This is a genomic window from Paenibacillus sp. XP01 (genome assembly GCF_057364885.1).
The window spans coordinates 5,821,751-5,834,409 of record NZ_CP139481.1 but is presented as its reverse complement, the minus strand read 5'-3'; the positions used below and the strand labels follow the sequence as shown (position 1 = coordinate 5,834,409).

At 51.1% G+C, this 12,659-nt stretch carries 14 protein-coding genes and 1 other annotated feature (1 of these 15 cut by a window edge); of the genes, 7 read left to right on the top strand and 7 right to left on the bottom strand.

The window, feature by feature from the left end; translation table 11 throughout:
- Positions 1-132 precede the first annotated feature (132 nt).
- Entirely contained in the window at positions 133-1,008 is an 876-nt protein-coding gene (yunB, locus tag SNR34_RS26205) for a sporulation protein YunB (RefSeq protein ID WP_486180531.1), read from the top strand.
- Positions 1,009-1,091: 83 nt separating this feature from the next.
- On the opposite strand, the gene SNR34_RS26200 is transcribed toward yunB, so the two are convergent.
- The gene (locus tag SNR34_RS26200; RefSeq protein ID WP_236414731.1) at positions 1,092-2,168 is read right to left on the bottom strand and encodes a M23 family metallopeptidase; all 1,077 of its coding nucleotides are present in this window, start codon (positions 2,166-2,168) and stop codon (positions 1,092-1,094) included.
- Between the two features lie 181 nt (positions 2,169-2,349).
- On the opposite strand from SNR34_RS26200, the gene lipA reads away from it, so the two are divergent.
- Both lipA and SNR34_RS26190 read left to right on the top strand, forming a co-directional pair.
- Positions 2,350-3,249, top strand: a complete 900-nt coding sequence (gene lipA, locus SNR34_RS26195; protein WP_236414730.1) for a lipoyl synthase — start codon at positions 2,350-2,352, stop codon at positions 3,247-3,249.
- Positions 3,250-3,263: 14 nt separating this feature from the next.
- A complete protein-coding gene (locus tag SNR34_RS26190; RefSeq protein WP_343262606.1) occupies positions 3,264-3,656 on the top strand; it encodes a YutD family protein in 393 nt (130 codons plus the stop codon).
- 75 nt (positions 3,657-3,731) lie between these two features.
- Here SNR34_RS26190 and SNR34_RS26185 read toward each other — a convergent pair whose 3' ends face one another.
- Both SNR34_RS26185 and ylbJ read right to left on the bottom strand, forming a co-directional pair.
- The gene (locus SNR34_RS26185) at positions 3,732-4,535 is read right to left on the bottom strand and encodes an NAD kinase (RefSeq protein WP_236414728.1); all 804 of its coding nucleotides are present in this window, start codon (positions 4,533-4,535) and stop codon (positions 3,732-3,734) included.
- Between the two features lie 103 nt (positions 4,536-4,638).
- The gene (gene ylbJ, locus SNR34_RS26180) at positions 4,639-5,895 is read right to left on the bottom strand and encodes a sporulation integral membrane protein YlbJ (protein WP_486180530.1); all 1,257 of its coding nucleotides are present in this window, start codon (positions 5,893-5,895) and stop codon (positions 4,639-4,641) included.
- A gap of 776 nt (positions 5,896-6,671) precedes the next feature.
- On the opposite strand from ylbJ, the gene SNR34_RS26175 reads away from it, so the two are divergent.
- Together SNR34_RS26175 and SNR34_RS26170 are read left to right on the top strand one after the other, a co-directional pair.
- Positions 6,672-7,049, top strand: a complete 378-nt coding sequence (locus SNR34_RS26175; RefSeq protein ID WP_236414726.1) for a globin domain-containing protein — start codon at positions 6,672-6,674, stop codon at positions 7,047-7,049.
- A 40-nt stretch (positions 7,050-7,089) separates the two neighbouring features.
- Positions 7,090-7,821 (top strand): DUF2225 domain-containing protein, encoded by a 732-nt coding sequence (locus tag SNR34_RS26170; RefSeq protein ID WP_236414880.1) that lies wholly within the window; start codon positions 7,090-7,092, stop codon positions 7,819-7,821.
- Positions 7,822-7,832: 11 nt separating this feature from the next.
- Here SNR34_RS26170 and SNR34_RS26165 read toward each other — a convergent pair whose 3' ends face one another.
- Together SNR34_RS26165 and SNR34_RS26160 are read right to left on the bottom strand one after the other, a co-directional pair.
- Positions 7,833-8,069 (bottom strand): hypothetical protein, encoded by a 237-nt coding sequence (locus tag SNR34_RS26165; protein WP_236414725.1) that lies wholly within the window; start codon positions 8,067-8,069, stop codon positions 7,833-7,835.
- Entirely contained in the window at positions 8,066-8,242 is a 177-nt protein-coding gene (locus SNR34_RS26160) for a YycC family protein (protein ID WP_236414722.1), read from the bottom strand. Before SNR34_RS26160 ends, SNR34_RS26165 begins: the two co-directional genes overlap by 4 nt.
- A gap of 122 nt (positions 8,243-8,364) precedes the next feature.
- Between SNR34_RS26160 and SNR34_RS26155 the strand changes: the two genes are divergently transcribed.
- Both SNR34_RS26155 and SNR34_RS26150 read left to right on the top strand, forming a co-directional pair.
- Positions 8,365-10,155 carry a M3 family oligoendopeptidase gene (locus SNR34_RS26155; RefSeq protein ID WP_486180529.1) on the top strand — a complete coding sequence of 597 codons (1,791 nt, stop codon included), beginning with the start codon at positions 8,365-8,367 and terminating at the stop codon, positions 10,153-10,155.
- Positions 10,156-10,412: 257 nt separating this feature from the next.
- Positions 10,413-10,826 carry an O-methyltransferase gene (locus tag SNR34_RS26150; RefSeq protein ID WP_236414720.1) on the top strand — a complete coding sequence of 138 codons (414 nt, stop codon included), beginning with the start codon at positions 10,413-10,415 and terminating at the stop codon, positions 10,824-10,826.
- Positions 10,827-10,901: 75 nt separating this feature from the next.
- Here the strand turns inward: SNR34_RS26150 and SNR34_RS26145 are convergent, their stop codons facing one another.
- Together SNR34_RS26145 and SNR34_RS26140 are read right to left on the bottom strand one after the other, a co-directional pair.
- On the bottom strand, positions 10,902-11,138 hold the full coding sequence (locus SNR34_RS26145) for an alpha/beta-type small acid-soluble spore protein (RefSeq protein ID WP_236414718.1): 237 nt from the start codon (positions 11,136-11,138) through the stop codon (positions 10,902-10,904).
- Positions 11,139-11,316: 178 nt separating this feature from the next.
- On the bottom strand, positions 11,317-12,291 hold the full coding sequence (locus SNR34_RS26140) for an aldose 1-epimerase (protein WP_236414716.1): 975 nt from the start codon (positions 12,289-12,291) through the stop codon (positions 11,317-11,319).
- A gap of 251 nt (positions 12,292-12,542) precedes the next feature.
- Positions 12,543-12,659 (top strand) — a binding site (T-box leader) (it continues 131 nt past the right edge of the window).

The window sequence follows — 12,659 nt, the reverse complement described above, 5'->3', positions numbered from 1 at the left end:
AGGCTTTTTTGCGTTTGCCCGGCCTAGTCCTGTTGCTTGCGGTGAGCTGAGGCATTGTCCTTCTTTTTCGGCCATGTCCTGCATAAGGATAACGTATACATTACAGCTCATCCTGCAGGGGAGGATTGCCCGATGATGAGAAGAAGAATGCGCTGGAGAAGCCGCAGGATAAGGAAACCACGAAAGCTGCCAAGCGGAAAGCGGCGCATATGGCTGATTATTTTGCTGGTATCGGTTTTTTGCGTGCTGCAGGGGTTTGCCTACGTCGAGAAAAAAATGAAGCCGCCAATCATGCATTTGGCCAAGATCCGGGTCAAGCAGATTGCGACGGAGGCGATTAACAGCGCGATCACCGCACAAGTGGCCGAAGGAAAAGCGACGGAAGGGCTGATCGATTGGAAGACGGATCAAACCGGAAAAGTTTCGGGTTTCATGCTGAACTATGACGAACATATGCGCATCACCGCAAGTACGATGAACATCGTGCAGTCCACGCTGCAGAACATCCATATGTTGAAAGAAAAGATCCCTCTCGGCCAGGCGTTGGGAAGCCCCGTTCTGGCATCGTTCGGACCCAGCATTCCGCTCCGGGTAGAGCCTCAAGGCGCGGTCAAAGTCGACCTGAATACCCGCCAACAGAACGCGGGCATCAATATGATACTGGTCGAAGTATACATCCGCATTATTGCGGAAGTCGCGGTCGTTGTCCCGTTTGATATGGAACCCGAAACGGTGGATACGGAAATTCCGATTTCCTACCTGTTAGTCGTAGGGGATGTTCCCATGTACTACTACGATAACCAAGGAAGGCCTGTAGGAGATAACGGTAACGGTGCACCTGCCATTGCCCTGCCGTCGGGCCAAGGCGGCGGCGTATCGGGCAGCGGAAGCCTGAGCACGCCTGTCGTGCCGCAGCAGACTCTGCCTGGTGGACAACACGAGCCGCAGCCCGCGATTCCCGGCATGGAGGAGGAACCGCAGACGGACGCGGCGCATGAAAGCCATTAAAACAAATGACAAACAGAACCTCATGATGGAAAGAAACAAACGGTTTCGTTCCATCGAGGTCCTGTTTGGTCGGTGCCTGCGCATCATTTATTTTTTTTGCCTGCTTTGATTTGGCGGTATTCTTCCTTCTCCCAATGATTCAACAGCGGATAGGGGTCGAACGACCACTCGGCAAGCCCGCTGTCCCTGTAAATGCCATAGTGAAGGTGGGGCGGAAATTTGCCTTGCGTGCCCGGTTTGCCGTAGCCCGAGCTGCCCACCCATCCGACGATTTGGCCTGGAGTAACGATTTGGCCGATATGCGTCTTTTTGTCGAAACCGGACAAGTGCGCGTAATAATGATAATGGTTGTTCAAGTCCCGGATGCCGATCCTCCAGCCCCCGAACGGATTCCAGCCTTTGACTTCCACGATCCCGTAACAGGTGCTGCGAACGGGGAGACCATAAGGCGCGAAAATGTCGGTTCCTTCATGGATTCGGTAGCCGCCCCAACTGCGCTTCGTTCCCCAGGTGCTGCGATAGGAATAATTGGTACCGAGGGGCACGGGAAAGGCGTGCGCAAACAGGTCCAGCGTATCGAAATGCTCATACAGCTTGGCGAATTGCTGGATCCGCTGCACGGCGCGGGAATTGTGGTAATACTCCCATAGGGCGATGTTGAAATCCTCCTGCCGGTTTCCGTGCTTTCGAATAAATTCAGCCATGCTGTACAACACGTCGACATCGTTATTGGCGTCGGCCATACCGTCGCCGGAGCCGTCGCGCCCGTAACCGCCGAAGACCAGGATCGATTGCGGCTTCTGATCCGTTTCATCCGGATTCAGCCAGCCTCTCCAGGCCGGAGACGTCATGAATATGCCTGTCAGCCGCTCCGGGTGTTTGCGGTCCTTCGGATGAGCTCGGGTGAGCGTTCGCTCATACTGATCGATTGCGGCGAGCCTGTACCACGGAATGTCGGTCATTTGGCCGATGCTTTCGTACAAATGCCTTCTTTCGGCAAAAATTTCCGCAGGCTTCAATTCCTTAAGTTGCGGCCTTGGTTCGGGTGCTGCGGGTTTGGCGTAGGTTCGCACGGACAAACCAGGAATTAGCAGCAGGACGGCAAAACCGATGTAGATCCAGCGATGACGGTATAATCGCGCGTTCAAACGCTTTTTCACGGTAGAAGCTTCCTCCTTTCCGTCTGAATCGCACTTTTTCGTAGCGTTCTACAAAAGCGTGAATTTTATCCCATTTGGGGCCGAATCGGACAAGATGTGACAAATGGGAGTTTTTCCAACGCTTTCATGGTATAATATGTTCCGAGAACAGCCTAACTTCAGTAGAAAGAAGGTTTATACATTGGCTAAACGTGTTAAGGAGCCGAAACCGGACTGGATTCGGATCAAATTGACAACCGGCGATAATTATCAGGAAATCAAAAACATGATGCGTTCCAAAACCTTACATACGGTATGTGAGGAAGCGAGGTGCCCGAACATTTACGAATGTTGGGCCAATCGAACGGCCACTTTTATGATTTTGGGCGACATCTGCACACGGGCATGCCGGTTCTGCGCGGTAAATACCGGCTTGCCGACGGAGCTCGATTTGCAGGAACCTGAACGGGTAGCGGAAGCGGCCGAGCAGATGAACCTGCAGCATTGCGTCATCACCAGCGTGGCGCGGGACGACTTGAAGGATGGAGGGGCATCCATTTTTGCAGAAACGGTCAAAGCCGTGCGTCGGCGTCTGCCGCTCTGCAGCGTGGAAGTGCTTATTCCTGACTTTATGGGGGATCGCGACTCCTTGAAAATCGTCATGGATGCGAAGCCGGACATTCTGAATCACAATATTGAAACGGTTGAACGCCTGTCGGATAAGGTCCGGGCAAAGGCGAAATACAAACGGTCTCTGGAGCTGCTGGCACGCGCCAAAGAAATGCAGCCCAACATCCCGACCAAATCAAGCATTATGCTTGGCGTAGGCGAAGAATATGATGAAATTTTGCAAACGATGGACGACCTGCGGGCTGTGGATTGTGATATCATGACGATAGGGCAGTATTTGCAGCCGTCAGAGAAGCATCTGTACGTGGAAAAATACTATCCGCCGGAAGAATTTGCGGCCTTGAAACAGGAAGGCTTGAAGCGCGGTTTCAGCCACGTCGAATCCGGCCCAATGGTGCGCAGCTCCTATCATGCCCATGAGCAAGTCAAATCTGCGACGAAGCATACGGAGCAAGCGGCAACACTCGCATGATGGAGGATACAGGCTTGGAAGAACAGAAAAGCATGGCGCCCGAGCAGGAGCAGATCCAGGATCAAATTCAGGAAAAGCCCGAAGAGCGGCCCAAGGAAAAAGTGATCGTACAGGTCGGCAACAAAAATTACGAGATCGTGCAGAACCATAAAAACGGCTGGAATCCCGAGGTGTTTCGCGATCGTTACAGCGAAGTGCTGGAGCGTTACGACTATATCGTCGGGGACTGGGGATACAGCCAGCTGCGCTTGAAGGGATTTTACCGGGACAACCATCCCAAGGCCAACAAGGACTCTGCCATTTCGCATATGGTCGATTACATTAATGAATACTGCAATTTCGGTTGTGCATATTTCGTGCTGCAAAAGAGCAAGGATCAGCCACCGAAAGCCAAAAGCGGCTCCTGAACAGGGCCGCTTTTTGGTTTGCTTATTATTGGGGGTGCTGTTGTTTCGACAGGTGCCCGAAGTGTTCTGGCAGGGCTAGTCCAAAAATGCAGTACGTACCCGGCTCCAGAACGGATAGGGACGGAAACGCGCAAAGCTTACCTTTTGGCTGGATACTTGACAGCGTACCGAAATCAAATCCTCAACCATCACGTTGACATGATCGATCGTCAGCAGCAAACGCTGTTCTTTTCGCGAAAAAATGTCGCAGTGGTGATGTTTGGGCAAAATGATGGGCGAGCCGAGCGTCCGGTAGACCCTGTTATTGATCGAAGCGATCTCCGCGATTTGAATCGCATCAATGGTGGGATGAACCATAGCGCCTCCAAGCGCCTTGTTGTAGGCCGTACTGCCTGACGGCGTGGATACGCAGATTCCATCACCCCGAAACATCTCGAAGGTAACGTCATTGATGTCCACCTGCGCGACGACCGTGCCGTCCACGCCTTTGAGCGTGAATTCGTTCAAGGCAATGTACGAGGCGTTGCCGGATTTTTTGCGAATTTCGAGCTCGAGCAGCGGATATTGCACAATGCGGGGCTTGAGAAGTTCCGGGTCTCCTTTGCCGCTCATCAAATCAATCAGTTCGCGCAGCTCATCCTTCTTCCAATCGGCATAAAACCCGAGATGGCCTGTATGGACTCCGACAAAGGCGATTTCCGGAATCCGGTCGATAAAGTTGTGAAAGGCCTGCAGCATGGTTCCGTCTCCGCCAATGGAAATGACGATCTGCGGGGATTCTGCATCAAGCTTGAATCCGGCTTCTTTGGCCAGCGCGTGGAACTGCTGACTCAGTTCAATCGATAACTGGTCTCCGCGGTCTTGAACATAGTATCTCAAGATGAAAGCTCCTTTGTGGTCATTATATTACCGATGATAATCAATTCCACGGAAGAACACAACGTTTAGCGGAAACTAAATGACGAAATGGTGACGAAGGGGCCTACCTTTCGATGCGACGAGGCAGGAACCGCGAACACATGAAAGAGATGCTTAGCATAAACAGTATCATGCCTGCAAGCACGCCGATCCCGGAAAACAGGATCAAGGACCAGTCCGCCCTATAGACGCTTTGCTCGGAAATCACGCCCGACGGATGGAACACGGATTGCGTCAAACTTCCCGTGATGGGCGACCATAACAGAAGAACGAGTACGGGTGCAATCAACGCGTGAATAACCCGAGCGAGCAGGAAAGGACCGTACCTGAGCGGAGTGTGGCTGAGCACGCTCATAATCTGGGCATGAACGGATAACCCGCCCCAGGACAGTACAAACGCGGCGGCGGCCACTTTATACGGAAGGGGGACTGCCGAGCCGGCAGCTCCCGCTTCTTTGGCACCCAAGGTGACTTCGAACAATCCGCCGACAAGGCTGTGGGAAACGGCAGAAGGCAGGCCGGCAAGCTGAAGCAAATGTTCGGTAAACCGGTACAATTGACCGAGTGCCCCTGTCTGGACCAGAAGCTCCATGATGACCGAAAAGAATACAACCAGCCCGCCGACGATAATAATAAGGCGGAGGGAAGATGCGACCGCCTGACGCAGCAGTTCCCCCAGCGGTCGCCCATCTGCCAGGCGTGCTTCATGCATGGCCCGAATGGCCCTTGCGACCCTGTTTTTTTGCCGTTCACCGGAGGAGAGGACATGCGCATCCGATGCGGGAGCCGATGGAATCGTGCCTGAGGAGCCGTGAAAGCGCATGAGCACGCCGACAATGAATGCGGAAGCGTAGTGGGCGATTACCAGCACAGGAGCAATGGCCGCGTTGTGGAAAAAACCGACCGATACAGCCCCGATCATAAAGATCGGATCGGATGATGTTGTAAAAGAGACCAGACGTTCGCCCTCTTCGCGCGTAACCAGCTTTTGTTCATACAGCTGTGCCGTAAGTTTGGCTCCTGTCGGATATCCGGAGGCGCAGCTGACTGCAAATACGAATCCTCCGCTTCCCGGCACGCGAAACAGCGGCCGCATCAACGGATTAAGCATCGTGCCAAGAAAATGAACGATGCCGAATCCGAGCAACAGCTCGGACAGCACCAGAAACGGGAATAAGGAAGGGAACAACACGTCCCACCAGATTGAGAGTCCGCGCACTCCCGCATGCCAGGTTTCGGCTGGGAACATGGCCATCAGTCCACACATCAGGAGCAGCGCAAAGGCAATCATTGCGGGAATCCACTTTTGGGTTGCGGCCATAAAGTTCTCCTTTTTTAGTTTGGAATGAAGGCGGAAATCAACAAAAGCTCGTCTCTCCGATAATATGAAACGGCAGGGACAAACAGTACCATTTTCATAAAGAAAACGCTTGCATAAATGGCTGTATTTTTAAACGATGTATGCTAAAATGAACCCAACGCCTATACGTCACCCAATTGTCCAGACGGTGGAATTCAGAACGGATGGAGCAATGATGATGAGCCTTGTCATGGGAATCTTGGTTTGCGCATTTGTGTATGTAATCCGAGCCTCTCTGGTCCCTTCCGAGGAAGAGGACTGGAGAAGCTATTAAATCGAGTGATGCACCAAACTTCGGTTTGGTGCTTTTTTTGTTTACGTTAGGCGGCGTCTATATAAACGCAAAAAACAAACACACGTTAACGGAGAGGCAGAACCAATCTGGAGAAGCGAAGCGGTCGCTTAAAAGCTTTCTGAAAGAAAGCTGCATCGGAAGCATAGGCTTATCACCGGATGTTCCCTTAGAAAAGGGGAATAAAAAAATCTGAGGATAACAGCGATCGGAAGATGGTACTGCACTCGCAGAGGCCTTGTGTGATTGATTCGTGTGGTTTATATAGCGGATAAATTGAAGGAAAGCTATGTCATGTTAGATAGGAGTTTTGGGATTTTTTTGATAGAATGAGGTTTAGGTCAACTGCAGCCTGAGCCTTACGAGTCATGCAGGTATTGTTAAGATTAAGCATAGGAGTGTAATAAATGCCAAAATTCGACACGATCAAAGCAGGTTTTGCCCAATGAACCCAGGACAAAGTATTTATGACAACCTTGGCGGTGAGCAGGGCGTTCGTGCTCTGGTCGAAGCGTTCTATCCCATTGTGCAGCAAAACGAACAGCTGGCCCCTCTGTTTCCTGAGGATATCAGACCGGTCATGGAGAAACAATTTATGTTTTTATCGCAATTTTTTGGCGGGCCTGCTCTGTTTTCCGAAGCATATGGTCATCCGATGATGCGTGCCCGCCATATGGGGTTTGAAGTGACGGTGCAGCGGGCAGAGGCTTGGCTCGCTTGCATGGATCAAGCATTGACACAGATTGGTGTGGAAGAGCCGCTGCATTCCTTTATTCTCCAACGTTTGTCGGGGCCGGCTTACCATTTCGTAAATACGCCTTAGCCTGCTATCAGGCATTCGGAGAGGAGTGGAGAAAGTGGATCTGGAACTGGAACCTCTGTATAAAGTGAAAATCACATGCAATTATTGCGAGCATGTATTCGAAACCTCGCGGGTAAGACCGAGTTTGAAGCGGCCTTACCGTTCAGATTCCGATTTTTGCGCCTATTATAAAAAAGAAAACCCGGATTTCTACGTCGTGCGCATATGCCCGGAGTGCGGATTCGCCTCGACGGAAAATTCCACCGAAAAGCTGAGCGATCTGCAGAAGAAAAACTTTATGGATCAGGTCGGCAGCCGTTGGGAAAAACGCGATTACAGCGGACCGCGCACGCTGGCTAACGCCTTGGAAACGTACAAGCTTGGGTTATTATGTGCTCAGGCCATCAAAGAGAAGGACAGGGTCATTGCCGGGTTGCTCCACCATATCGCCTGGTTATACCGGTATCGGGAAGATCATGAACAGGAGCGCCGTTTTCTGGAATTCAGCCTGGATGCCTACGTCAAGGTGTTCGAAATGGAAGGCGCGGGCAGCAATGAAGCAAGGTTGCTCTACCTGATCGGTGAGCTGAACCGCAGAATAGGCCGTTTTCATGAAGCGGTCAAATGGTTCGGCCGAGTGATCCATGATAAGCGTATCACGGATGCGGCCATGATTCGCGCGTCAAGGGAACAGTGGGCGCTGCTTCGCGAACAGATGATTTCCGGACAGATGGAATTGCCCGAGGAAATGCTCGAAGCAGACAAAGAGGCTGCGAAGCGCAGCCCCTTGTAGGCAAATCTGGATTATGCTTTGCGAAGCGGAGAGCTGGCAAGAAGATAGTCGGCATCATTGTCGACGATGGTCATGCTGCCGTTGCAGCAGGGCAGGACGAGCAGCTTCTTTTTGCCTTCCCGGATGCGAACAAGCTCCTTCGGTTTCAAGGGAAGCAGCACATTGTGCGCGTTGCAGAACGGGCATTGCGGCATATAGATATCGCCCATAACGATGTCGTAGGGCCAGCTGTTTTCGAAAGGAATCATTGCTGATCGCCTTCCGAAGAAGATGGTTTGGGAGTGCTTGCTTCCGTTTTGGCCAATTCCGCGATTTTTTGCAACAGGATATGCTGCGGCATATGCATCAAGTGCTCGAGCGGGACGCCGAGAGATTCCGCTAATTTGACGGCAGTGTCTGCCGATATTTGCAAAGGTTTCATCTAATATAACCTCCTGAGTGTGGCTTGAACTGTCTCTATAGTATAGTGAACGATCATGCATAACACCAGTTTGAATTCATTGATTTCGAATATATAGTGATAAGGGAGAGGTGTCGCGCAATATGAAAATGCCATTACAGCCCGTTTGGGATTTGGAGTCCGTTTTTAGCGGGGGATCCTCCTCCGCAGCATTTGCTGCTTATTTGAAGGATCTGGAACAGGACGTGCGTAAACTGCAGCAGCTTTTGCAGGAAACGCCTGTACCTACCTCTGCCAAGGCTACACATGTATTCGATCCAGTACTGGAGCTGCTGCAAAGCTGTAACGTTCGCATTTCCGAAGGCTCCGCATTCGTGAGCTGTCTGTCCGCGCAAAACCAGGCTGACAAAAAGGCCGCCCAGCTCCAGGGAACCGTCAGCTCTATTGCAGCCATGCTGAATAGCAGCAAAGCGCGTTTTGACAACCTGCTTAGCCAGACCCCAGATGAGGTATGGGAAGCATGGATCGCCAGAGATGAATGGCAGCCGCTAAGCTTTGTTTTGAACGAAAGCCGTCGTCTGGCCCGGGAGAAATTGTCGCCTGAGATGGAGGGGCTTGCTCTGGATCTGGGTGTCGATGGTTACCATGGCTGGGGCAAGTTCTACAACACCATTGTAAGCAAAGTGAACATTCCATTTGAACAAAATGGTGAAACGGTGATGCTGTCTGCAGGCCAAGCTTCCAATAAGCTGAGCGATAGCGACCGGAACGTTCGCGAATCCGTATTCGCCAAATGGGAACAGGCCTGGACCGATGTGGAAGATTTCTGCGCGGATACGCTGAATCATCTGGCCGGTTTCCGGCTGAAGCTGTATGAGAATCGCGGCTGGGAGGATATTTTGAAGGAACCGCTCGCGATCAACCGCATGAGCCGCCAGACCTTGGATACGATGTGGGGCGTTATTAACGATGCCAAACCGGCGCTCGTGCGTTATCTCGAACGAAAAGCCAAGTTGCTGGGCGTAGACAAACTCAGCTGGAGTGACGTGGATGCTCCTGTGGGCACAGCGGGCGGAAAAGTGACTTATGACGAAGCCGCGTTGAATATTGTCGAACAGTTTGCCAAGTTCAGTCCCAAATTGTCCGCATTTGCGGAGATGGCTTTTGAGAAACGGTGGATTGAAGCCGAGGATCGCCCCGGCAAACGTCCTGGAGGGTTCTGTACTTCGCTTCCTTTGAGCAAAGCCACCCGAATCTTCATGACGTTCTCCGGCACGCCTTCCAATGTATCCACGCTTGCACATGAATTGGGCCACGGGTACCACCAGCACATCATGGAGGAGCTGCCTGCCTTGAACCAGCGCTATGCGATGAACGTAGCCGAGACGGCTTCCACCTTTGCGGAGCTGATCGTGGCTGATGCGCTTGTTCAGGCCGCGACGGACGAGCAGGAGAAGCTGGCTTTGCTGGAAGACAAAATTCAGCGCAGTGTCGCGTTCTTTATGAACATTCATGCACGTTTTCTGTTTGAGACCCGTTTCTATGAAAAACGAAAACAAGGGCTGGTCAGCGCCGATGAATTGTGCAAACTCATGGTTGAGGCGCAGGATGAAGCGTTTTGCGGCGTGCTCGCGTCGAACCATCCGCATTTTTGGGCATCCAAACTGCATTTTTATTTGACAGGCGTTCCGTTCTATAACTTTCCCTATACGTTCGGTTATATGTTCAGCGCGGGCATTTACGCCAGAGCGCAACAAGAGGGTACCGCATTTGCAGACAAGTATGATGACTTGCTGCGGGATACCGGACGAATGACCGTTGAGGAACTGGCGCAGAAGCATCTCGGCACCGATTTGACGAAGCCTGATTTCTGGCAGAATGCTGCCCGGCTCGTTACGGATGATATCGAACAGTTCCTTGCCATGACGGAGTAGGCAGCGCCTGCAAGCATCCAGTAATCTTAACCTGCAATGCTGTGTTTCACACAGGGTTGCAGGTTTTTTTGTCGAATACCGATGTCGTAATAGAAAGAAAAAACTCGTATAAAAGTCGGAGAATGGCAATTATTTGCGCAACATATAGTAAGCAATACCCAAATTTGTTTATTATTGTTGAATAGGCCAATATGATGTCATATAATGAGCCGTAAGTCCTGAACTTTCAGGTCTTATTGCATAAAGGAGGAATAGATGTGGTAAAAATTGACCAGATTTCGTTAGCAAGACAATTGGATTTGGTGTTCAAAGAAGTGGATCAGGAGTTAGGCGGGGTGGGGTCAGGAATTTTGTTTGTGCAAATACGAAATAATGTCATTGGGAAGTTTGGTATTCGACATAATCCGATAGCTGGACGCAATGGGCAAATGGAATCCGATCACGAAGGTTTGAACGAGACCCAGCGTGCTTCATTCCGGGCCATGGCCCTAGAGACGCTGAAATTCAAGCGGAATTGGACGCACGGAGAAATTTCTTTTGATTTTACGGTTAGGCAAGGCATGATCATGGTAGACGCTACGATGGAGTCCAACTACAATATGGCCAATCTTATGATCCGCTACCCTAGAACCAATACATACAAGGATTCCGGCTTGGGATCGACTTCATGACGATGAGCATAAAAAGCGGCACTTCCGAAGAAGGCCGCATGTTGCTGTAGGTAATCCAAGCAATTATTCCGAGTGTTAGGAACGACCCGCTAATTGCTGCTCAGCGATTTGAACCAGACGTTTAGTGATATATCCACCCAGGGAACCTGTCTCGCGGGACGTGTAGTTACCGTAGTAACCATCCTGAGGGATTGTCACACCCAGCTCCTGTGCAGCTTCCATTTTCAATTGCTGCAGTGCTGCTGTAGCTTGGGGAACAACGAGGTTGTTGGAAGAACGGTTTCCGCTACCTTGGTTTTGACCTCCGTACATGTGTATCACCTCCTTATGTCTTGGTGATGTTAGTATGGTTGCAGGTGCGAGAAATATACCCGATAGAGGGCGAGGTAACATTTGGAATGAAATGCTCCTAAACGAAGAAAAAGCCGATCCGTTAAGGATCGGCCAAGCAGTTTCATGTGAAACCCGGCAATGGAGCAGAAAGAAGCAGCTATTCTGCGGGCGGAACGACTTCAATGTGCGTGAGCAGCTCGACAGGGTATCCGGGTTCCAGACGAATTAGCCCCGTCTCTTCAGCGGGCAGAGATAAGTTCGGGGCGTCCGACAGCCAGGTATATGGCTCGATGCACAAAAACTGATCGGATTCACCCTTTGTGAATAGTACCCAATGCTTGAAATAGGCTTCATCTGTTGAATATTTAATTTGATAACCATCTTGGCGAATTAAATGGGCAATCGCCGGCTGGCCCGGTGTCGCCTTGAGAATGTTATCCCAGTTGCGTCCTTCCATGTTCATCCCTTCATTAAGGGCTGCCCACTCGCCTGGCGGTTCTATCGCGCCTGTAGGCAGTTGTTCCTCATTGAGGGCATATTCTCCGGAAACGGGGATTTGCAGCGTCCATTCCGCAGGTTTGCCGTCCAGCAAGAACCATGTATGATAACCCATCCCGAACGGGGCGGGAGACGAACCCAGATTGGTCACTTTCAGCTTCTGGCTCAGGACAGCGTTTTGCAGCCTGAATGTCATTTCAAGCTTAAGCGGAATGGGGTATTGCGCCATCCAGTCCTCATCGCTGGAAGTCAGAAATTCGGTGGTGATCGCGCAGCCGTCTTCGTCTTCTTCTATGTCACTGACACACCAGGCTTGAGTGCGGTGGAGTCCATGGATATGATTGTCATGGGCCGTATTTTGAACAAATTGGTAGGGGACGCCTTCGTATTCGAAGGAGCCACGATGGATACGCCCTGGCGGAACCAGCAAAGGTACGCCGAAGTGATAAGGCTTCTGCAGATAAAAGGCAAGCTCGTCTTCCTCTGGACTGCGAACAACATCGCGATTCTGTACCATGTCCCGAATCGAAATGATATTATTCCCCAGACGAGGCAGCAGGGTAATCTCCAGTTCACGGCTATGTAGAATATACGTGTCGTAACCATTCCATTGGCCTTTGGTCACTTGTTTCATATTTGGATGCTCCTTTTCCCACTTGAAATCTGTCTGCGCGGCTCAAAGATAGCATGCCGCCTGCAGGCGTGTCAATTGTGCACAACAGTCTCCCGGAACCGTCGGATCATGATGTGCCTTACCTTCAATGAACAATTCCATCATAACAGATTTTAGGGCCGGGGGTAAAAAAAGCTCTTCCGGTTTTGACAATCCGCCGCTTGCGCATTAATATGAATTAGACAGAAGTTGTTTGAATGAATTTGAAACAGGATAAAGCGATGACAGGGACAAGTAAGCTATGAGAGCTCTCTTCAGAAAGTCGGTGGAGGATGCGAACCGATGAGGGACTTATTGCCGAATGGACTCTGGAGCGCGGGTTTGAACCA